At 32.9% G+C, this 18,180-nt stretch carries 33 protein-coding genes; all 33 read right to left on the minus strand.

What is annotated here, in order from left to right; translation table 11 throughout:
• Positions 1 to 993: a DNA-directed RNA polymerase subunit alpha gene (locus FRY74_RS03815; RefSeq protein ID WP_147098755.1), complete on the minus strand. Its 993-nt coding sequence runs from the start codon at positions 991 to 993 to the stop codon at positions 1 to 3.
• A gap of 18 nt (positions 994 to 1,011) precedes the next feature.
• Entirely contained in the window at positions 1,012 to 1,617 is a 606-nt protein-coding gene (gene rpsD / locus FRY74_RS03820; protein ID WP_147098757.1) for a 30S ribosomal protein S4, read from the minus strand.
• Between the two features lie 84 nt (positions 1,618 to 1,701).
• Entirely contained in the window at positions 1,702 to 2,088 is a 387-nt protein-coding gene (rpsK, locus tag FRY74_RS03825; RefSeq protein WP_147098759.1) for a 30S ribosomal protein S11, read from the minus strand.
• A 17-nt stretch (positions 2,089 to 2,105) separates the two neighbouring features.
• Complete coding sequence (gene rpsM / locus FRY74_RS03830; RefSeq protein WP_147098761.1) at positions 2,106 to 2,483, minus strand: 30S ribosomal protein S13; 378 nt, start codon at positions 2,481 to 2,483, stop codon at positions 2,106 to 2,108.
• Positions 2,484 to 2,499: 16 nt separating this feature from the next.
• A complete protein-coding gene (gene ykgO, locus FRY74_RS03835) occupies positions 2,500 to 2,616 on the minus strand; it encodes a type B 50S ribosomal protein L36 (protein ID WP_009779203.1) in 117 nt (38 codons plus the stop codon).
• 32 nt (positions 2,617 to 2,648) lie between these two features.
• Positions 2,649 to 2,867 (minus strand): translation initiation factor IF-1, encoded by a 219-nt coding sequence (gene infA / locus FRY74_RS03840; RefSeq protein ID WP_147098762.1) that lies wholly within the window; start codon positions 2,865 to 2,867, stop codon positions 2,649 to 2,651.
• The gene (gene map, locus FRY74_RS03845; RefSeq protein WP_147098764.1) at positions 2,868 to 3,653 is read right to left on the minus strand and encodes a type I methionyl aminopeptidase; all 786 of its coding nucleotides are present in this window, start codon (positions 3,651 to 3,653) and stop codon (positions 2,868 to 2,870) included.
• Between the two features lie 12 nt (positions 3,654 to 3,665).
• Positions 3,666 to 5,015, minus strand: coding sequence for a preprotein translocase subunit SecY (gene secY, locus FRY74_RS03850; protein ID WP_147098766.1), 1,350 nt, complete (start codon positions 5,013 to 5,015; stop codon positions 3,666 to 3,668).
• A gap of 7 nt (positions 5,016 to 5,022) precedes the next feature.
• Positions 5,023 to 5,469, minus strand: coding sequence for a 50S ribosomal protein L15 (gene rplO / locus FRY74_RS03855; RefSeq protein ID WP_147098768.1), 447 nt, complete (start codon positions 5,467 to 5,469; stop codon positions 5,023 to 5,025).
• Between the two features lie 18 nt (positions 5,470 to 5,487).
• Positions 5,488 to 5,670, minus strand: coding sequence for a 50S ribosomal protein L30 (rpmD, locus tag FRY74_RS03860; RefSeq protein ID WP_147098770.1), 183 nt, complete (start codon positions 5,668 to 5,670; stop codon positions 5,488 to 5,490).
• A 15-nt stretch (positions 5,671 to 5,685) separates the two neighbouring features.
• A complete protein-coding gene (gene rpsE / locus FRY74_RS03865) occupies positions 5,686 to 6,204 on the minus strand; it encodes a 30S ribosomal protein S5 (RefSeq protein ID WP_147098772.1) in 519 nt (172 codons plus the stop codon).
• A 19-nt stretch (positions 6,205 to 6,223) separates the two neighbouring features.
• A complete protein-coding gene (rplR, locus tag FRY74_RS03870; protein ID WP_147098774.1) occupies positions 6,224 to 6,577 on the minus strand; it encodes a 50S ribosomal protein L18 in 354 nt (117 codons plus the stop codon).
• 23 nt (positions 6,578 to 6,600) lie between these two features.
• Positions 6,601 to 7,152, minus strand: coding sequence for a 50S ribosomal protein L6 (gene rplF, locus FRY74_RS03875; RefSeq protein WP_147098775.1), 552 nt, complete (start codon positions 7,150 to 7,152; stop codon positions 6,601 to 6,603).
• A 19-nt stretch (positions 7,153 to 7,171) separates the two neighbouring features.
• Entirely contained in the window at positions 7,172 to 7,567 is a 396-nt protein-coding gene (rpsH, locus tag FRY74_RS03880; RefSeq protein WP_147098777.1) for a 30S ribosomal protein S8, read from the minus strand.
• 32 nt (positions 7,568 to 7,599) lie between these two features.
• Positions 7,600 to 7,869, minus strand: coding sequence for a 30S ribosomal protein S14 (gene rpsN, locus FRY74_RS03885; RefSeq protein WP_147098779.1), 270 nt, complete (start codon positions 7,867 to 7,869; stop codon positions 7,600 to 7,602).
• Between the two features lie 3 nt (positions 7,870 to 7,872).
• Positions 7,873 to 8,427 carry a 50S ribosomal protein L5 gene (gene rplE, locus FRY74_RS03890; protein WP_147098781.1) on the minus strand — a complete coding sequence of 185 codons (555 nt, stop codon included), beginning with the start codon at positions 8,425 to 8,427 and terminating at the stop codon, positions 7,873 to 7,875.
• On the minus strand, positions 8,427 to 8,750 hold the full coding sequence (gene rplX / locus FRY74_RS03895) for a 50S ribosomal protein L24 (RefSeq protein WP_147098783.1): 324 nt from the start codon (positions 8,748 to 8,750) through the stop codon (positions 8,427 to 8,429). The genes rplE and rplX overlap by 1 nt, the downstream gene beginning before the upstream one ends.
• A 26-nt stretch (positions 8,751 to 8,776) precedes the next feature.
• Positions 8,777 to 9,145 carry a 50S ribosomal protein L14 gene (rplN, locus tag FRY74_RS03900; protein WP_147098785.1) on the minus strand — a complete coding sequence of 123 codons (369 nt, stop codon included), beginning with the start codon at positions 9,143 to 9,145 and terminating at the stop codon, positions 8,777 to 8,779.
• Positions 9,146 to 9,147: 2 nt separating this feature from the next.
• A complete protein-coding gene (rpsQ, locus tag FRY74_RS03905; protein ID WP_147098787.1) occupies positions 9,148 to 9,405 on the minus strand; it encodes a 30S ribosomal protein S17 in 258 nt (85 codons plus the stop codon).
• A gap of 13 nt (positions 9,406 to 9,418) precedes the next feature.
• Entirely contained in the window at positions 9,419 to 9,613 is a 195-nt protein-coding gene (gene rpmC, locus FRY74_RS03910; protein WP_147098788.1) for a 50S ribosomal protein L29, read from the minus strand.
• 10 nt (positions 9,614 to 9,623) lie between these two features.
• Positions 9,624 to 10,043 carry a 50S ribosomal protein L16 gene (gene rplP / locus FRY74_RS03915; protein ID WP_147098790.1) on the minus strand — a complete coding sequence of 140 codons (420 nt, stop codon included), beginning with the start codon at positions 10,041 to 10,043 and terminating at the stop codon, positions 9,624 to 9,626.
• Between the two features lie 28 nt (positions 10,044 to 10,071).
• Entirely contained in the window at positions 10,072 to 10,803 is a 732-nt protein-coding gene (gene rpsC, locus FRY74_RS03920) for a 30S ribosomal protein S3 (protein WP_147098792.1), read from the minus strand.
• Complete coding sequence (gene rplV, locus FRY74_RS03925) at positions 10,803 to 11,207, minus strand: 50S ribosomal protein L22 (RefSeq protein WP_147098794.1); 405 nt, start codon at positions 11,205 to 11,207, stop codon at positions 10,803 to 10,805. The genes rpsC and rplV overlap by 1 nt, the downstream gene beginning before the upstream one ends.
• A gap of 11 nt (positions 11,208 to 11,218) precedes the next feature.
• A complete protein-coding gene (gene rpsS / locus FRY74_RS03930) occupies positions 11,219 to 11,500 on the minus strand; it encodes a 30S ribosomal protein S19 (protein WP_147098796.1) in 282 nt (93 codons plus the stop codon).
• 6 nt (positions 11,501 to 11,506) lie between these two features.
• The gene (gene rplB / locus FRY74_RS03935; protein ID WP_147098799.1) at positions 11,507 to 12,331 is read right to left on the minus strand and encodes a 50S ribosomal protein L2; all 825 of its coding nucleotides are present in this window, start codon (positions 12,329 to 12,331) and stop codon (positions 11,507 to 11,509) included.
• Between the two features lie 52 nt (positions 12,332 to 12,383).
• Positions 12,384 to 12,674: a 50S ribosomal protein L23 gene (gene rplW, locus FRY74_RS03940; RefSeq protein ID WP_147098801.1), complete on the minus strand. Its 291-nt coding sequence runs from the start codon at positions 12,672 to 12,674 to the stop codon at positions 12,384 to 12,386.
• 1 nt (position 12,675) lies between these two features.
• Positions 12,676 to 13,305 carry a 50S ribosomal protein L4 gene (gene rplD, locus FRY74_RS03945; protein WP_147098803.1) on the minus strand — a complete coding sequence of 210 codons (630 nt, stop codon included), beginning with the start codon at positions 13,303 to 13,305 and terminating at the stop codon, positions 12,676 to 12,678.
• A 15-nt stretch (positions 13,306 to 13,320) separates the two neighbouring features.
• On the minus strand, positions 13,321 to 13,935 hold the full coding sequence (gene rplC, locus FRY74_RS03950; protein ID WP_147098805.1) for a 50S ribosomal protein L3: 615 nt from the start codon (positions 13,933 to 13,935) through the stop codon (positions 13,321 to 13,323).
• A gap of 18 nt (positions 13,936 to 13,953) precedes the next feature.
• Positions 13,954 to 14,259, minus strand: a complete 306-nt coding sequence (rpsJ, locus tag FRY74_RS03955; protein ID WP_147098807.1) for a 30S ribosomal protein S10 — start codon at positions 14,257 to 14,259, stop codon at positions 13,954 to 13,956.
• A 13-nt stretch (positions 14,260 to 14,272) separates the two neighbouring features.
• A complete protein-coding gene (fusA, locus tag FRY74_RS03960) occupies positions 14,273 to 16,381 on the minus strand; it encodes an elongation factor G (protein ID WP_147098809.1) in 2,109 nt (702 codons plus the stop codon).
• A gap of 27 nt (positions 16,382 to 16,408) precedes the next feature.
• Complete coding sequence (rpsG, locus tag FRY74_RS03965; protein ID WP_147098811.1) at positions 16,409 to 16,879, minus strand: 30S ribosomal protein S7; 471 nt, start codon at positions 16,877 to 16,879, stop codon at positions 16,409 to 16,411.
• Positions 16,880 to 16,901: 22 nt separating this feature from the next.
• Positions 16,902 to 17,279, minus strand: a complete 378-nt coding sequence (gene rpsL / locus FRY74_RS03970; protein WP_147098813.1) for a 30S ribosomal protein S12 — start codon at positions 17,277 to 17,279, stop codon at positions 16,902 to 16,904.
• A 195-nt stretch (positions 17,280 to 17,474) separates the two neighbouring features.
• Positions 17,475 to 18,180 (minus strand): T9SS type B sorting domain-containing protein (locus FRY74_RS03975; RefSeq protein WP_147098815.1); only part of this gene is annotated, 706 nt, incomplete at its 5' end.

Consider the following 18,180-nt stretch of genomic DNA (forward strand, 5'->3'; position numbering starts at 1 on the left):
TTACTCCTTATCTAATTTGTAAGCAGCAACATTCATTCCGAATGTTAATCCTTTGTTTTCAACTAATTCGTCTAACTCAGTTAAAGACTTTTTACCAAAGTTTCTGAATTTTAATAAATCGTTTTTATTGAATTGAACTAAATCTCCTAATGTATCAACATCTGCAGCTTTAAGACAGTTTAACGCTCTAACTGATAAATCCATATCAATTAATTTCGTTTTTAACAATTGTCTCATGTGCAATGAATCTTCATCAAATTCTTCTACAGAAGATTTTTCTTCAGTATCCAATGTAATTCTTTCATCAGAAAACAACATGAAGTGGTGAATTAAAATCTTAGCCGCTTCTTTTAATGCTTCTTTAGGATGAATAGAACCATCAGTAGTAATTTCAAAAACTAATTTTTCGTAATCTGTTTTTTGACCAACTCTATAGTTTTCAATATTGTACTTAACATTTTTTATTGGTGTATGAATAGAATCAATTGCAACAACACCAATTGATGATTCACCTGAAACATTATCTTCCGAAGGAACATAACCTCTACCTTTAGAAATTGTAACTTCTAACTGTAGTTTAACAGACGATTCCATGTTACAAATAACATGATCAGTATTCAATACCTGAAAACCAGATGTAAATTTACCGATATCCCCAGCAGTCAATTTATCTTGACCACCAACAGTAACAATAACTTTTTCATTATCTGTATCTTCTATTTGTTGCTTAAATCTAACTTGCTTTAAGTTTAATATGATTTGAGTAACATCTTCAACCACACCTTTTATAGTAGAAAATTCATGATCTACTCCTTCTATTTTTACTGATGTTACAGCAAAACCTTCAAGAGAATTTAATAATACTCTTCTTAAAGCATTTCCTATTGTAATACCATAACCAGGCTCTAACGGACGAAACTCAAATGTTCCGAAGAAATCGTCAGAGTTAATCATGATAACTTTATCTGGTTTTTGGAAATCTAAAATTGCCATAGTTTTTTTTGTTAAAAATTATTTAGAGTAAAGCTCTACTATTAATTGTTCTTTAATATTCTCTGGAATTTGTGCTCTTTCAGGAGATTTAATAAATCTACCTGTCATTAAGTGTGCATCCCAATCTAGCCATTCAACTTTAACAGGGTTAGCTGATAAAGAAGATGAAATAGCTTCTAAAGATTTAGATTTTTCACGAACTCCAATTACATCACCTTCATTAACTGCGTAAGATGGTATATTAACTAATTTACCATTAACAGTAATATGTCTGTGACCTACTAATTGTCTAGCACCTCTTCTTGATGGAGAAATACCTAAACGATAAACAACATTATCTAAACGAGATTCACAAAGTGATAATAAATTTTCACCTGTTATACCTTTAGCTCTAGATGCTTTAGTAAATAAATTAGAAAATTGTTTTTCTAAAATACCGTAAGTATATTTTGCTTTTTGTTTTTCAGCTAATTGAATAGCGTATTCTGATTGCTTACCTCTTCTTTTATTTGGACCATGTTGTCCAGGAGGGTAATTCTTTTTTTCTAACGCTTTATCAGGGCCAAAAATAGGCTCTCTGAATTTTCTAGCGATTTTTGACTTAGGACCTGTGTATCTTGCCATTGTAAATTATTTATGAAAGAAAAATTATGAATTAAGGTCAGTATCCTTCGATAACTTAAATTCCTTTCGATTTATATTAATTGATTATACTCTTCTTCTTTTTGGAGGACGACATCCATTGTGTGGAAGTGGAGTTGTATCAACAATTTCAGTAACAATAATTCCACTATTGTGAATTGTTCTGATTGCTGATTCTCTACCTGCTCCAGGTCCTTTTACAAAAACTTTAACTTTTCTTAATCCGTTTTCGTATGCTTCTTTAGAACAATCTGCTGCTGCTAATTGAGCAGCATAAGGAGTATTCTTTTTAGAACCTCTAAATCCCATTTTACCTGCAGAAGACCAAGAAATAACTTGGCCATTATTATTAGTTAAACTAATAATAATATTATTAAAAGAGGCATGAATGTGAGCTTGTCCGTAAGCTTCTACGTTAACCTTCTTTTTCTTCTTTACGTTTGTTTTTGCCATTGTATAAAGCTTATTTATTATTTAGTTGCTTTTTTCTTATTTGCAACAGTTTTCTTTTTACCTTTTCTAGTTCTTGAGTTATTTTTAGTACGTTGACCTCTTAAAGGCAACCCTGCTCTATGGCGAATTCCTCTTTGACAACCTATATCCATTAAACGTTTAATGTTTAATTGAACTTCAGATCTTAAAGCTCCTTCAATTTTAAACTCATCAGTTAAAATCTGTCTGATTTTACCTAAATCATCATCATCCCAGTCTTGAACTTTTTTATTTTCATCAATACCAGCTTGATTTAATATCTTTGTAGCCGAAGACCTTCCAATACCAAATATGTATGTAAGACCTATTACGCCTCTTTTGTTTTTTGGTAAATCTATACCTGCAATTCTTGCCATAATAACTAGTTATATATTATCCTTGTCTTTGTTTAAACTTAGGGTTCTTTTTATTAATAACGTATAAACGTCCTTTACGTCTAACTATCTTACAGTCAGCACTTCTTTTTTTAACTGATGCTCTTACTTTCATCTTTCAATTTTTTTTACCTGTTGGCAATTTATTTACTTATACCTAAAAGATATTCTCCCTTTTGTTAAATCGTAAGGGGACATCTCAACTTTTACTTTATCTCCTGGCAAAATTCTTATATAGTGCATCCTCATCTTTCCAGAAATATGAGCTGTAATTACATGCCCGTTTTCTAATTCTACCCTAAACATTGCATTACTCAATGCTTCTATTATCGTTCCATCTTGCTCTATAGATGCTTGTTTTGCCATTTAATTTTTATTTTTTAATACTTCTTCTATAAACTCATGCGTTGATAAAACTTCAGCTTTTCCTTTTCTAATTGCAATATCGTGTTCAAAATGTGCAGATGGTTTTCTATCTTTTGTTACAATAGTCCATCCATCTTTATCTTGTATCACATTTTTAACCCCCATATTAATCATAGGTTCAATTGCAATAACCATCCCTTCTTTTAATGTTAATCCATTTCCTCTTCTACCATAATTTGGAACTTCAGGTGCTTCATGTAAGTTCTTTCCTAAACCATGACCTACTAACTCTCTTACAACACCATATCCATTTTCTTCTGCATAACTCTGAACAGCATATCCAATATCACCAATTCTGTTACCAGCAATTGCTACTTCAATAGCTCTTCTTAAACATTCTTTAGTTACCTCTAATAGTTTTTTAACCTCTGGGTTAACATTACCTACTTCAAATGTATAAGCAACATCACCATAAAAATCATTCATCAATACTCCACAATCTACTGAAATAATATCTCCATCTTGCAATGGTTTATTATTAGGTATTCCATGAACTACAGCTTCATTAAGAGATGTACATAACGTATTAGGAAAATCGTACATTCCTTTAAATCCAGGAATAGCACCATTGTCTCTAATAAATTCTTCAGCGATTTTATCCATCTGAAGCGTAGTAACACCTGGTTTAACTATCTTAGCAACTTCTGCTAAAGTTTTTCCAACAAGCAAAGAACTCTGTCTAATTAATTCAATCTCCTCATCCGTCTTATAAATAATCTTACTCATAATACAAGTAAATTATCCTGCCATTCCCATTCCAGTACTCGATCTTCCTTTGATCTTTCCTGTTTTCATTAATCCATCGTAATGACGCATCAATAAGTGACTCTCAATTTGTTGTAAAGTATCTAATATTACACCCACCATAATTAAAAGAGATGTACCTCCATAAAAATATGCGAATGCTTGATTTACACCTCCTAACATAGCAAAAGCAGGCAAAATTGCAACTAATGCTAAAAATATAGATCCAGGTAAAGTAATTCTAGACATTACATTATCAATAAATTCAGCTGTTTTCTTACCTGGCTTTATACCTGGTACAAATCCTCCATTTCTTTTCATTTCATCTGCCATTTGATTAGGATTTACTGTTACAGCCGTATAAAAGTATGTAAAAGCAATAATCATTAAAGCAAATGTTAAATTATAAGCAAAACTATTCGGATTACTAAAAGTAGTAACAAACCAAGAAGTAACTCCTCCTTCGCCAAAACCAGCTAAAGTTAATGGAATAAACATAATTGCTTGGGCAAATATGATCGGCATCACACCAGCAGCATTTACCTTCAATGGAATATATTGTCTTACACCACCATATTGTTTATTCCCAACAATTCTTTTAGCATATTGAACAGGTATTCTTCTAGTTCCTTGTACTAATAAAATAGAAAGTACTACAACAAATAATAGAAGAGCAACTTCAATTAATAATACAATTGGACCACCAACACCACCGATACCAAATCTAGATGCAATTTCGAATACAAATGCTGAAGGTAAGTTTGCAACTATACCAATCATAATTAATAAAGAAATTCCATTTCCAATTCCTTTTTCAGTAATTCTTTCTCCAATCCACATAACAAACATCGTCCCAGTAATAAGTAACAATACAGTAGAAAACCACCACATTGGACCATCATTAGGAACAACTCCTTGATGCGTAGTAATTTGAGAAGCAATGTAACCTGGTGCTTGAAAAGCTGTAATGATGATTGTTAAGAAACGAGTAATTTGATTAATTTTTCTTCTTCCACTTTCTCCTTCTTTTTGTAAACGTTGAAAATAAGGAATAGCCATTCCTAATAACTGTATTACAATCGAAGCAGAGATGTAAGGCATAATACCTAAAGCAAAAATTGATGCTCTAGAAAATGCTCCTCCAGCAAAAATATTAATTAAGTCTAATAAACCTCCACCTGAATTATTAGCATTAGCAGCTTCTAACATTGTAGAGTCTACACCAGGTAGCACTACGTAAGAACCTAATCTATATACTAACAAAAGACCTAGAGTAGTAATGATTCGAGCTCTCAAATCTTCAATACTCCAAATGTTTTTTATGGTTTCTAAAAATTTCTTCATTATAATATTATAATGTGTTTGCAGCTCCGCCTTGAGCTTCTATTGCTGCTTTAGCTGATGCTGAAAAAGCATGAACTGTTACATTTAATTTAGCTTTTAATTCACCTCTTCCTAAAATCTTAACTAAATCGTTTCTTGAAACTAATCCGTTATCTTTTAATAATTCAAAAGTGATTTCTGTTGCACTAGTTTTTTCAACTAATTCCTGAATAGTATCTAGGTTAATCCCTTTATATTCAACACGGTTAATATTTGTAAAACCGAATTTAGGAACTCTTCTTTGAAGTGGCATTTGACCACCTTCAAATCCTATTTTACGAGAATACCCAGATCTAGACTTGGCCCCTTTATGTCCTCTAGTAGAAGTTCCACCTCTTCCAGATCCTTGACCACGTCCTACTCGCTTACGCTGTTTTGTTGAACCCTCCGCAGGTTGTAAATTTGATAAGTCCATTGTATAAATTATTTAAAATTATTTTACTTGTTCTACTTCTAATAAATGTTGAACCTTGTCAATCATCCCCATAATCTGAGGAGTTGCGTTATGCTCAACAACTTGGTTCATTTTTCTTAAACCTAAAGCTATTAAAGTCTTTTTTTGACGCGCAGGTCTATTGATTTGACTTTTAACTTGTTTTATTCTAACTATTGCCATTTTAAAAATGTTATACTATCCGTTAAATACTTTGTTTAATTCCACACCTCTATGATCAGCAATTGTATAAGCATCCCTTAATTGCTCAAGAGCATTTAATGTAGCTTTAACAACATTGTGAGGATTTGAAGAACCTTTTGATTTTGCTAAAACATCAGTAATACCAACGCTTTCAAAAACAGCACGCATAGCACCACCAGCAATAACACCTGTACCATGAGAAGCAGGTCTCATAAAAACTCTAGCTCCACCAAACTTACCATTTTGTTCGTGAGGAATAGTTCCATTAATAACAGGTACACTTATCAAGTTTTTCTTAGCTGAATCAATACCTTTTGTAATTGCTTCAGTTACCTCGTTAGCTTTACCTAAACCGTGACCAACAATATTTTTTTCGTCACCTACAACAACTATTGCAGAAAAACTGAAATTTCTACCACCTTTAGTAACTTTAGTTACTCTGTTAATCGCAACTAATTTATCTTTTAATTCAGTTTCAGTTGATCTAACTTTTTTTGCATTTGTATTTGCCATATCTCTAATTATATCAAATTTAGAATTTTAACCCACCTTCACGTGCAGCTTCTGCTAATGCTTTAACTCTACCGTGGTATAAATATCCACCTCTATCAAAGGCAACTTTATCAATACCAGCTTTTACAGCTTTTTCAGCAATTGCTTTACCAACTATTGAAGCTATTTCGGTTTTATTCCCTTTAGCTTTTACATCCTTTTCTATCGATGATGCAGCAACCAAAGTCACTCCATTTTCATCATTAATTATTTGAGCATAAATTTCTTTATTACTTCTATAAACTGATAATCTTGGTTGACTAGCAGTACCAGAAACAATCTTTCTAATTCTTCGCTTAATTCTTAATCTTCTATCTTTTTTACTCAGTGCCATAATATCTTTATTATGATAATTATTTATTTAGATGCAGATTTTCCTGCTTTTCTTCTTAATTGCTCACCAGCGAACTTAATACCTTTACCTTTATATGGTTCAGGTTTTCTCATTGATCTGATTTTAGCTGCAACATGTCCAATCAATTGTTTGTCATGTGATTCTAAAATTACTTTAGGGTTTTTACCTCTTTCTGATTCAGTTGTTACCTTAATTTCATTAGGTAATTGAAAAACAATATTGTGTGAGAATCCTAAAGACAATTCTAAATTTTGTCCTTGATTAGTTGCTCTATAACCAACACCTACAAGCTCTTGTACTGTTTTATATCCTTCAGATACTCCAACCACCATATTATTAATTAAAGACCTGTACAAACCATGTTTTGCCTTGTGAGGAATTTCCTCAGTGTGTCTTTTAACATTAATTTCACTACCTTCTACTTCAACAGTAATAGCTTCGTCAACTTGTTGAGTTAATTCTCCTTTTGGCCCTTTTACAGTAACCAAACCATTTTCAACTTTAACTTCAACTCCTTGAGGTATTGTTATTGGTGCATTTCCTATTCTTGACATAACTCTATATCTTTCTTAATTAATAAACATAACATAATACTTCACCACCTACATTCTCTCTTCTAGCTTCTTTATCAGTCATAACACCTTTTGAAGTAGATACAATTGCAACACCTAAACCATTTATTACTCTTGGCATAGTTGATGAACTTGCATACTTTCTTAAACCAGGCTTACTCGCTCTCTTTAAACTTGTGATAGCTGAAACCTTAGATTGTGGATGATATTTCAAAGCAATTTTAATATTACCTTGAACAGTATCGTCTTCAAATTTGTAGTTTAAGATGTAACCTTTATCAAACAAAATTTTAGTAATTTCTTTCTTAATGTTTGATGCAGGAATATCTACTATTCTATGTTTTGCACTTACAGCGTTTCTAACTCTTGTTAAGTAATCTGCTATTGGATCTGTCATTTTTAATCCTTTTTTAAATAATTATTTCTTTTTTACCAACTTGCTTTCTTGATTCCAGGAATCAAACCAGCTGAAGCCATTTCTCTAAATGTAACACGAGATATACCAAATTGTCTCATGTAACCTCTTGGTCTACCAGTTAATTTACATCTATTATGTAATCTAACTTTAGAAGAGTTTTTTGGTAATTTCTGTAGAGCATCCCAATCACCAGCAGCTTTTAAAGCAGCTCTTTTATCAGCGTACTTTTCTACCATTGCTTCTCTTTTGCGCTCTCTCGCTTTCATTGATTCTTTAGCCATGTCTTATTGTTTTTTCTTAAATGGTAAACCAAATTCTGTTAATAAAGCTAATCCTTCTTCATTTGTCTTAGCCGATGTAACGAAAGTAATATCCATACCAGTTACATTTTTGATCTTATCAATATCAATCTCAGGAAAAATAATTTGCTCTTTAATCCCTAGAGTATAATTACCTTGTCCATCAAATCCTTTATTTTCAATACCTCTAAAATCTCTAGTTCTAGGTAAAGAAACTGAAATCAATCTATCTAAGAATTCATACATCTTATCTCCTCTTAAAGTAACTCTTGCTCCAATTGGCATACCTTTTCTCAATTTAAAGTTAGATATATCCTTTTTAGAATAAGTTGCGTTAGCTTTTTGACCTGAAATAATAGTCATTTCTTCTACAGCTGATTCAATTAATCTTTTATCAGATACTGCATCACCAACTCCTTGGTTTAAACATATCTTCTGAAGTTTAGGAACCTGCATTACAGATGTATAACTAAACTTTTCTTTTAAAGAAGAAACTATTTCTTCTTTATACTGTTTTTTTAATCTAGGCGCGTAACTCATTATACAATAACCTCCCCTGACTTTTTAGAATAACGTACTTTTTTTCCTGAATCATCTAACTTTCTTCCAGTTCTTGTAGCATTTCCTTTGCCATCAATAACCATTAAGTTAGAAATATGTATAGGTGCTTCCTCATGAACTATTCCTCCTTGAGGATTAGCAGCGTTTGGTTTAGTGTGTTTTGACATTTTTTTAATATCATCACCTTCTACGATAGCTCTGTTTTTTTCAGTAAAAACTTTTCTAACAGTACCTTCTGCACCTTTAGACTCTCCTGCAATAACTCTTACAGTGTCACCTTTCTTTATGTGTAATTTAGCCATAACTAAAATGTTTCTTTAATTTGTTTTTATAGTACCTCTGGTGCTAACGAAACAATTTTCATAAATTCTTTTTCACGTAATTCTCTTGCTACAGGGCCAAAAATACGAGTACCTCTCATTTCACCTGTTGCATTTAATAATACCGCAGCATTATCATCGAATCTTATATAAGAACCATCTGGTCTTCTAATTTCTTTCTTTGTTCTAACAACAACAGCTTTAGCTACTGCTCCTTTTTTTACGTTGCCTGCTGGCATTGCGTGCTTAACAGTTACTACAATTGTATCTCCAATAGAAGCATATCTTCTTTTAGATCCACCTAATACTTTTATACAAAGTACTTCTTTTGCTCCACTGTTATCAGCTACTGATAATCTACTTTCTTGCTGTATCATAATTATTTAGCTCTTTCAATAATTTCAACTAATCTCCAACATTTGTTTTTACTCATTGGACGAATTTCCATGATTTTAACTGTATCACCTATGTTACAGTCATTTTTCTCATCATGAGCCATAAATTTAGAAGTTGCCTTCACAAACTTACCATAGATAGGGTGTTTTACTTTCCTTTCTACTGTAATAACAATGGATTTATCCATTTTGTTACTAACTACTAAACCTACTCTTTCTTTTCTTAAGTTTCTATTTTCCATCTTAAGTATCTATTTATGCTTGAAGCGCTCTTTTTCCAAGTTCTGTGTTAATTCTAGCTACTGTTCTTCTAACTTGCTTAATTTGAGCAGGATTTTCCAATGGAGAAACAGCATGCCCTAATTTTAGTTTCGCTAAAATACTTTTTTGTTCTTGTAATTTTTCAGTTAAATCGTCAACTGAAAGGTCTTTTATATCTACTTGCTTCATTTTGTATTATTTATTCTACGTAGTCTCTTCTGATAACAAATTTTGTTTTAACTGGTAATTTTTGAGCTGCTAATCTTAAAGCTTCTTTTGCAACTTCTAATGGTACACCTTCTGCTTCAAAAATAATTTTTCCAGGTCTGATAGGAGCAACCCATAACTCAGGATTACCTTTACCTTTACCCATCCTTACCTCTGCTGGCTTTTTTGTTACAGGCTTATCTGGAAATACTCTAATCCAAATTTGACCTTCTCTTTTCATGTATCTTGTTACAGCAATCCTTGCTGCTTCAATTTGACGAGCGGTTAGCCAACACTCTTCTAATGTTTTTATCGCAAACGATCCAAATGCAATTTGATTTCCTCTTTGAGCGTTACCTTTCATACGCCCTTTCTGCATTTTTCTAAACTTCGTTCTTTTAGGTTGTAACATCGTATATTAATTTTATCTTGCTATTCTACTATTTATTGTTTCTTCTTTTAGCTCCACCTCTAAACTTCTTGTCATTTCCAGCAGCTCCTCCTGATTTAGGTTTTCCTTGACCTACGTTTGGAGATAAATCTCTTTTACCGTAAACCTCACCTTTACATATCCATACTTTAACTCCAATACGACCATATGTTGTATGTGCTTCAGTTAAAGCATAATCAATATCAGCTCTAAAAGTATGCAATGGAATTCTACCATCTTTATAACCTTCTGTTCTAGCCATCTCAGCACCGCCTAATCTTCCAGAAACTTGAACCTTAATACCTTCAGCACCCATTCTCATCGATGATGCAACAGCCATCTTAGCAGCTCTTCTAAAAGAAACTCTACCTTCAATTTGCTTAGCTACACTATCAGCAACTAATTTAGCATCTAATTCAGGTCTTTTTATTTCGAAGATGTTAATTTGAACATCTTTTTTAGTAATCTTCTTTAACTCTTCACGCAACATGTCAACATCTTTACCACCTTTACCGATAATAATACCAGGTCTAGAAGAGTTTACAGTAACAGTAATAACTTTTAGAGTTCTTTCGATAATAATTTTAGAAACACTTGCTTTTTGCAAACGAGCCATTAAATATTCTCTAATCTTATAGTCTTCAACAATTTTGTCGGCATATTTATTACCACCGAACCAGTTTGAATCCCATCCTCTAATGATTCCTAATCTATTTGCTATTGGATTTACTTTTTGTCCCATTATGCTTCTACTTTTTTACTGTCAACTATTAACGTAACGTGATTTGATCTTTTTCTAACTCTATGAGCTCTACCTTGAGGTGCAGGTTGAATTCTTTTCAACATTCTTGCACTATCAACCATTATTTCTTTAACTACTAAGTTATTATCTTCAGGTCTTGAGCCTTCATTTTTAGCTTCCCAGTTAGCAATAGCAGATCTTAATAATTTCTCTAATCTTCTAGCTGCATCTTGAGGACTAAACTTCAAAATCGCTAAAGCTTTAAATACCTCTTGACCTCTAACCATGTCAGCAACTTTTCTCATCTTTCTTGGAGAAGTTGGACAGTCATTAAGTTTAGCAAAACTATTTGTCTTTTTTGCTTCTTTTAACTGTTCTGCTTTATTTCTTTTTCTAGCACCCATAGTATATCTTTTTATCTTCTACCTTTATCTTTTTTATTTCCACCGTGACCTCTAAAAGTTCTAGTTGGTGAAAACTCACCTAATTTATGACCTACCATATTTTCAGTAACATAAACAGGAATAAATTTATTTCCGTTGTGAACAGCTATTGTTAACCCAACAAAATCAGGTGTTATCATAGATGCTCTTGACCAAGTTTTAATTACAGATTTTTTTCCTGACTGTTGAGCTTCGTCAACTCTCATCTGTAATTTATAATGTATAAACGGTGGTTTTTTTAATGAACGACTCATATCTTATTATTTCTTTCTACCTTCAATAATATATTTACTTGAACTTTTCTTTTTAGCACGAGTTTTGTAACCTTTAGCTGGAAGACCTTTTCTAGATCTTGGATGTTGTCCAGAATTTCTTCCTTCACCTCCACCCATTGGGTGATCGACAGGATTCATAACAACTCCTCTAACTCTTGGTCTTCTTCCTAACCATCTACTACGACCAGCTTTACCTGATCTTTCTAACATATGTTCAGAATTAGAAACAGCTCCAATAGTTGCTTTACATGTTGATAAAATCAATCTAGTTTCTCCAGAAGGTAATTTAACAACTACATATGCACCATCTTTTGCTGTTAATTGAGCATAAGCACCAGCACTACGTGCCATTTTAGCACCTTGATTTGGTTTTAATTCAACATTATGAATTACAGTACCTAAAGGAATTTCACTTAAATATAAAGAGTTTCCAACATCAGGATTAGCTCCTTTGCCAGCCATAATTTCTTGACCAACAACTAAACCATTTGGAGCAAGAATATATCTTTTTTCTCCATCTTTATAAAAAACTAATGCAATTCTTGCGGTTCTATTTGGATCGTATTCAATTGATTTAACAATTCCAGGGATTCCTTCCTTGTCTCTTTTGAAATCTATATCTCTGTACTTTTTCTTATGACCACCACCAATATAACGCATGGTCATTTTTCCAGTATTGTTTCTACCTCCTGATTTAGATTTTCCAGCAACTAAACTTTTCTCAGGTTTAGCTGAAGATACTTCATCAAAAGTATTAACAATTTTATGTCTTTGCCCAGGGGTAATGGGTCTTAATTTTCTTACTGCCATTTTTGTTTATATCTTAAGAGGGTTGGAGCCCCCGTATAGGTTAATAAAAAATTTAAATATTGCTGTAGAAATCTATCACATCTCCTTCTGCAACAGTTATAATCGCTTTCTTGAACCTATTAGTTCTTCCAGAAATTAATCCTGCTTTAGTGAATCTTGATTTAGATTTTCCTGCATAAACCATAGTATTAACTGACTCAACAGTCACACTATACATTCCTTCTACAGCTTTTTTAATTTGAACCTTGTTAGCTTTATGGTCAACCACAAAACCATAACGGTTTAACTTTTCAGTTTGAGCCGTCATTTTTTCGGTTACAACAGGTTTTATTATTATACTCATTTTATTTACTTAAAATCGTTTCTATCGTTTTCACAGAGCTTTCAGCTAAAATAATACTTGTTGCATTCATTAAATCGTAAGTATTTATTTCCGAAGCCGTTACTACTTTCGTACCCTTCAAATTTCGGGACGACAAATATACATTTTTATTTGGTTCAGAAAGCACTAAAAGTGATTTTTTATTCAAAACTTCTAAATTACCTAATAATTCCGTGAATTTTTTAGTCTGCGGCGAGTCAAAAGTAAAGTCTTCTAAGACAATGATAGCACCATCTTTAGCCTTATAAGTTAAAGCAGATTTACGAGCTAATCTTTTTTGTTTAATATTTAATTTAAACTCATAATCTCTAGGTTTTGGTCCAAAAATTCTACCACCACCTACTCGAGTACCTGACTTAATACTACCAGCTCTTGCTCCTCCAGTACCTTTTTGTTTTTTAATCTTTCTTGTACTTCCTGCAATCTCGCCTCTTTCTTTAGCTTTATGAGTACCTTGTCTTTGATTTGCTAAATATTGTTTAACATCTAAGTAAATCGCATGATCATTTGGTTCTATAGCAAAGATAGCGTCAGATAAAGATGCCTTTGATTTAGTATCTTTTCCGTTTATATTTTTTACAACTAATTCCATAATATCTCCTCCTGATTATTTCTCGATTAAAACATACGAACCTTTAGCACCAGGAACAGATCCTTTAACTACGATTAAGTTCTTATCTGTATAAACTTTTATCACTTGTAGGTTTTCCATCTTAACTCTATCGTTACCCATTCTACCAGCCATTTTCATTCCTTTCATAACTTTAGAAGGAGTAGAACCAGCACCTAAAGATCCAGGAGCTCTAAGTCTATTATGTTGACCGTGAGTTGCATCACCTACACCTCTAAATCCATGACGTTTTACAACACCTTGGAAACCTTTACCTTTTGAAGTTCCAACAACATCAATCCATTCCCCTTCTTCAAAAATATCAACTCCAATAACATCTCCAAGATTTTTATCTTCGAAACCTTGAAATTCAACTAATTTTCTTTTTGCTGTAGTTCCAGCTTTTTTGAAATGTCCTTGTAATGGTTTTGGAGTAATATTTTCTCTTTTTTCTCCAAATCCTAACTGAACAGCTTCATAACCATCGGTATCAACCTTTTTGACTTGTGTTACAACACAAGGACCAGCTTCTATAACTGTGCATGGTATATTTTTACCATCGGCACTAAAAACACTAGTCATACCTATTTTTTTCCCAATCAATCCTGGCATTTTATTCTAGTTTAATTATTATACTTTAATTTCTACATCTACACCACTTGGCAACTCTAATTTCATTAAAGCATCTACAGTTTTTGATGTTGAACTGTAAATATCAATTAATCTTTTATAAGCAGATAATTGAAATTGCTCTCTTGATTTTTTGTTTACGTGTGGAGATCTTAATACTGTGAAAATTCTTTTGTGAGTTGGCAATGGTATTGGACCACTTACTACAGCACCTGTACTTTTAACAGTTTTTACAATTTTTTCAGCTGATCTATCAACTAAATTGAAATCGTAAGATTTTAGTTTTATTCTAATTTTTTGGCTCATTCTTATATATATATTAAGCTTCTACTTTTCCTTTAGCTTTTGAAATTACTGCATCAGCAATATTTTTTGGACATTCTGCATAGTGAGAAAATTCCATAGATGATGTTGCTCTACCTGAAGACATTGTTCTTAAAGAAGTAACATATCCAAACATTTCAGATAAAGGAACTTTAGCTTTAACAACTTTAGATCCGTGTTTATCATCCATACCTTCTACTTGCCCTCTTCTTCTATTTAAATCTCCTACTATGTCACCCATGTTTTCTTCTGGAGTAACAACCTCAATCTTCATTATTGGTTCAAGTATTACTGGATTAGCTTGTGGCAATGCATTTCTGAAAGCCATTTTAGCAGCTAATTCAAATGATAATTGATCTGAATCGACAGCATGGAAAGACCCATCAAATAAAGTTACTTTTAAACTATCAATAGAGAATCCAGCTAATGGACCATTTTTCATTGCTTCTTTGAATCCTTTCTCAACTGAAGGAACGAATTCTCTAGGAATATTACCACCTTTTATTTCGTTAACAAATTCTAAGCCTTCTTTAGTTGTATCTTCAACAGCTTCAATTGTAACTTGAATATCAGCAAATTTACCACGCCCACCGGATTGTTTCTTATAAACCTCTCTATGTGTAACCGAACCAGTAATTGCTTCTTTATAATTTACTTGTGGTTCTCCTTGGTTAATTTCAACTTTGAATTCTCTTTTTAATCTATCGATAATAATATCTAAGTGTAACTCACCCATACCACTCAAAACAGTTTGACCTGAATCTTCATCAGTATAGATCGTTAACGTTGGATCTTCTTCAGTTAATTTAGCTAAAGCCATACCCATCTTATCAACATCTGATTGAGTTTTAGGCTCAATTGCAATACCAATAACTGGATCTGGGAAATCCATAGATTCTAATACGATAGGATGTTTTTCATCACATAATGTATCACCAGTTTTAATATCTTTAAATCCGACTAAAGCTGCGATATCTCCACATGATAATTCATCAATTTGATTTTGCTTATTAGCATGCATTTGGAAAATTCTAGAAATACGCTCTTTATTCCCTGAACGAGTATTTAAAACATAAGAACCTGCAGGTAAATTACCTGAATATGCTCTTGTAAAACATAAACGACCTACAAAAGGATCTGTTGCAATTTTAAAAGCTAAAGCGGCAAAAGGCTCATCAAATGATGGCTTACGAGATGCTGGCTCTTCAGTTTTTGGATTTGTACCATCAATAGCTTCAACATCTAGAGGAGAAGGTAAAATCTCCATTACCATATCAAGCATAGCTTGAACCCCTTTATTTTTAAACGCAGATCCACACATCATTGGTACAACTTTACCACTAATAGTAGCTTCTCTTAATGCATCTAATATCTCTCTTTCTGTTAATGAGTTTTCATCTTCAAAATACTTTTCCATTAAAGACTCGTCAAATTCAGCAACAGCTTCAAGAAGTTGTCCTCTTAATTCTCTTGCTTCATCAATAATATCTGCTGGAATTTCAATTTCTTGAAAAGTCATCCCTTGATCTTCTTCATTCCAAGTGATTCCTCTAAAGTTAATTAAATCTACAACTCCTTTAAAATCATCTTCTGCACCAATATTTAACTGCAATGGCAAAGCATGGCTACCTAACATCTCTTTAACTTGCTTACACACGTTTAAGAAGTCAGCTCCTTGTCTATCCATTTTATTTACAAAACCTATTCTAGGAACATTATAATTATTAGCTAATCTCCAGTTAGTTTCCGATTGAGGCTCAACACCATCAACAGCACTAAACAAGAACACTAAACCATCCAACACTCTCAATGATCTATTTACTTCTACAGTAAAATCAACGTGACCCGGAGTATCAATAATGTTTACGTGATAATCTTGACCACGGTAAGGCCATGTTAAAGTAGTTGCAGCAGAAGTAATTGTAATACCTCTTTCTTGCTCTTGCTCCATCCAGTCCATTGTCGCAGCACCATCATGCACCTCGCCAATTTTATGACTAACTCCACCATAATATAAAATACGCTCAGTTGTTGTTGTTTTACCAGCATCAATATGAGCAGCAATTCCTATGTTTCTTGTAAATTTTAAATCTCTTCTTGCCATTATATGGGAATATTAAAAGTAATCTAATTAAAATCTAAAATGAGAGAAAGCTTTATTTGCTTCAGCCATTCTATGTGTATCTTCTTTCTTCTTGAATGAAGCACCTTCTTCTTTATAAGCAGCCATGATCTCACCAGCCAATCTTTGAGCCATAGTTTTCTCATTTCTTTTTCTAGCGTAAGCAATCATCCATTTAACTGCCATCGACACTTTTCTATCATCACGAATTGGCTGTGGAATTTGGAACGTTGCCCCTCCAATTCTTCTACTTCTCACTTCAACACCCGGCGTAATATTATCTACAGCTTTTTGCCATACATCAACACAATTTTCTTCTTCAATTTTTTGATCAACTATATCTAGCGCGTCATAAAAAACTGTAAAAGCAACACTCTTCTTTCCGTCAAGCATTAAATTATTTACAAATTGAGTGATTTTTTTATTATTAAACTTCGGATCCGGAAGTAATACTCTTTTTTTAGCTCTTGATTTTCTCATAATACTAGTCCTTATTTAGGAATTATTTTTGTTTTGGACGTTTAGTTCCGTACTTAGATCTTCTTTGTGTTCTACCATCAACACCAGCAGTATCTAAAGCTCCTCTAACTACATGGTATTTAACACCTGGTAAATCTTTTACTCTACCACCTCTCACTAATACGATCGAGTGCTCTTGTAAGTTATGACCTTCTCCTGGAATATAAGCATTCACTTCATTTCCATTAGTTAATCTTACCCTAGCTACTTTTCTCATTGCTGAGTTAGGTTTTTTTGGTGTAGTTGTATAAACTCTTATACAAACCCCTCTTCTCTGTGGACAAGAATCTAAAGCAGCAGACTTGCTTGTCTTTACTAATTTAGTTCTTCCTTTTCTTACTAATTGCTGTATTGTTGGCATAGTTTACTTAATTAAAAAACATATTCACCCCTAAAAAAGGGAGTGCAAATTTACATTAATATTTTATATATACAACCCTTCGGGTTTTTTTTTATTACTTTTTTTTACCCTTACACAAGATTTATTCACAATTTTATTAACCATCAAAAAGGGAGCGATGGCTATCGCTCCCTTTTTAGTGATGTTTTTTAGGTTTTATCTTATTAAACTAAAGCCACCTTTTTTGAAATATTCTTCTCCATCTAAGCCTTTTGCATTTATGATGTAGAAGTATGTCCCATCTGGTGCTTCTGAACCACTTAATGTTCTTCCATCCCAATACCCCTTCACATTATCCCACTCAAACATCTTTTGTCCCCATCTATTAAATATCTCCCCTTTTACTTCTTCAAGATTTGTACCTGAAACTGTAAACACATCGTTACTTCCATCATTGTTTGGAGTAAACACATTTGGTATTAATATAGATGACTCACCCATTACTTCTATCGTTACTGTTGCTAACGCCGAACAATTTGCAGCATCTGTTACTGTTAATGTGGCTACAAAACTATTGATATCCGTGTAAGTATGTGATGGTTCAAAAGCATTATCTCCTGTTCCATCTCCAAAGTCCCACGTATAAGTTATACCTGCCCCTGTTGTACTTCCATTTGTAAACACTACATCTAATGGTACAAATCCTGTGCTTGGATTAGCTCCTATTGATGCTGTAACTCCTCCTACTACAACAACCACTGAAGTTAATGTTCCATCACAATTACTTCCATTCTCTTCATTTACATAGAACGTATAAGTTCCTGTTGCTGAAACATACGAAGTAGCATCAAATGGACTTCCTGTTCCTATCACTGTTATTCCATCTGTATCATACCATGTTATCGTTCCACTTCCTGTTGAT

Source organism: Vicingus serpentipes, assembly GCF_007993035.1.
Lineage (GTDB): Bacteria > Bacteroidota > Bacteroidia > Flavobacteriales_E > Vicingaceae > Vicingus > Vicingus serpentipes.

What these genes read in the sequence shown, in the direction of transcription:
- FRY74_RS03815 (WP_147098755.1), bottom strand. Translation starts at nt 993, where the DNA reads ATGGCAATTTTAGATTTCCAAAAACCAGATAAAGTTATCATGATTAAC.
- rpsD (WP_147098757.1), bottom strand. Translation starts at nt 1,617, where the DNA reads ATGGCAAGATACACAGGTCCTAAGTCAAAAATCGCTAGAAAATTCAGA.
- rpsK (WP_147098759.1), bottom strand. Translation starts at nt 2,088, where the DNA reads ATGGCAAAAACAAACGTAAAGAAGAAAAAGAAGGTTAACGTAGAAGCT.
- rpsM (WP_147098761.1), bottom strand. Translation starts at nt 2,483, where the DNA reads ATGGCAAGAATTGCAGGTATAGATTTACCAAAAAACAAAAGAGGCGTA.
- ykgO (WP_009779203.1), bottom strand. Translation starts at nt 2,616, where the DNA reads ATGAAAGTAAGAGCATCAGTTAAAAAAAGAAGTGCTGACTGTAAGATA.
- infA (WP_147098762.1), bottom strand. Translation starts at nt 2,867, where the DNA reads ATGGCAAAACAAGCATCTATAGAGCAAGATGGAACGATAATAGAAGCA.
- map (WP_147098764.1), bottom strand. Translation starts at nt 3,653, where the DNA reads ATGAGTAAGATTATTTATAAGACGGATGAGGAGATTGAATTAATTAGA.
- secY (WP_147098766.1), bottom strand. Translation starts at nt 5,015, where the DNA reads ATGAAGAAATTTTTAGAAACCATAAAAAACATTTGGAGTATTGAAGAT.
- rplO (WP_147098768.1), bottom strand. Translation starts at nt 5,469, where the DNA reads ATGGACTTATCAAATTTACAACCTGCGGAGGGTTCAACAAAACAGCGT.
- rpmD (WP_147098770.1), bottom strand. Translation starts at nt 5,670, where the DNA reads ATGGCAATAGTTAGAATAAAACAAGTTAAAAGTCAAATCAATAGACCT.
- rpsE (WP_147098772.1), bottom strand. Translation starts at nt 6,204, where the DNA reads ATGGCAAATACAAATGCAAAAAAAGTTAGATCAACTGAAACTGAATTA.
- rplR (WP_147098774.1), bottom strand. Translation starts at nt 6,577, where the DNA reads ATGGCACTGAGTAAAAAAGATAGAAGATTAAGAATTAAGCGAAGAATT.
- rplF (WP_147098775.1), bottom strand. Translation starts at nt 7,152, where the DNA reads ATGTCAAGAATAGGAAATGCACCAATAACAATACCTCAAGGAGTTGAA.
- rpsH (WP_147098777.1), bottom strand. Translation starts at nt 7,567, where the DNA reads ATGACAGATCCAATAGCAGATTACTTAACAAGAGTTAGAAACGCTGTA.
- rpsN (WP_147098779.1), bottom strand. Translation starts at nt 7,869, where the DNA reads ATGGCTAAAGAATCAATGAAAGCGAGAGAGCGCAAAAGAGAAGCAATG.
- rplE (WP_147098781.1), bottom strand. Translation starts at nt 8,427, where the DNA reads ATGAGTTACGCGCCTAGATTAAAAAAACAGTATAAAGAAGAAATAGTT.
- rplX (WP_147098783.1), bottom strand. Translation starts at nt 8,750, where the DNA reads ATGGCTAAATTACACATAAAGAAAGGTGACACTGTAAGAGTTATTGCA.
- rplN (WP_147098785.1), bottom strand. Translation starts at nt 9,145, where the DNA reads ATGATACAGCAAGAAAGTAGATTATCAGTAGCTGATAACAGTGGAGCA.
- rpsQ (WP_147098787.1), bottom strand. Translation starts at nt 9,405, where the DNA reads ATGGAAAATAGAAACTTAAGAAAAGAAAGAGTAGGTTTAGTAGTTAGT.
- rpmC (WP_147098788.1), bottom strand. Translation starts at nt 9,613, where the DNA reads ATGAAGCAAGTAGATATAAAAGACCTTTCAGTTGACGATTTAACTGAA.
- rplP (WP_147098790.1), bottom strand. Translation starts at nt 10,043, where the DNA reads ATGTTACAACCTAAAAGAACGAAGTTTAGAAAAATGCAGAAAGGGCGT.
- rpsC (WP_147098792.1), bottom strand. Translation starts at nt 10,803, where the DNA reads ATGGGACAAAAAGTAAATCCAATAGCAAATAGATTAGGAATCATTAGA.
- rplV (WP_147098794.1), bottom strand. Translation starts at nt 11,207, where the DNA reads ATGGGTGCTAGAAAAAGAAATAAAGCAGAACAGTTAAAAGAAGCAAAA.
- rpsS (WP_147098796.1), bottom strand. Translation starts at nt 11,500, where the DNA reads ATGAGTCGTTCATTAAAAAAACCACCGTTTATACATTATAAATTACAG.
- rplB (WP_147098799.1), bottom strand. Translation starts at nt 12,331, where the DNA reads ATGGCAGTAAGAAAATTAAGACCCATTACCCCTGGGCAAAGACATAAA.
- rplW (WP_147098801.1), bottom strand. Translation starts at nt 12,674, where the DNA reads ATGAGTATAATAATAAAACCTGTTGTAACCGAAAAAATGACGGCTCAA.
- rplD (WP_147098803.1), bottom strand. Translation starts at nt 13,305, where the DNA reads ATGGAATTAGTTGTAAAAAATATAAACGGAAAAGATACTAAATCAAAG.
- rplC (WP_147098805.1), bottom strand. Translation starts at nt 13,935, where the DNA reads ATGCCAGGATTGATTGGGAAAAAAATAGGTATGACTAGTGTTTTTAGT.
- rpsJ (WP_147098807.1), bottom strand. Translation starts at nt 14,259, where the DNA reads ATGAGCCAAAAAATTAGAATAAAACTAAAATCTTACGATTTCAATTTA.
- fusA (WP_147098809.1), bottom strand. Translation starts at nt 16,381, where the DNA reads ATGGCAAGAAGAGATTTAAAATTTACAAGAAACATAGGAATTGCTGCT.
- rpsG (WP_147098811.1), bottom strand. Translation starts at nt 16,879, where the DNA reads ATGAGAAAATCAAGAGCTAAAAAAAGAGTATTACTTCCGGATCCGAAG.
- rpsL (WP_147098813.1), bottom strand. Translation starts at nt 17,279, where the DNA reads ATGCCAACAATACAGCAATTAGTAAGAAAAGGAAGAACTAAATTAGTA.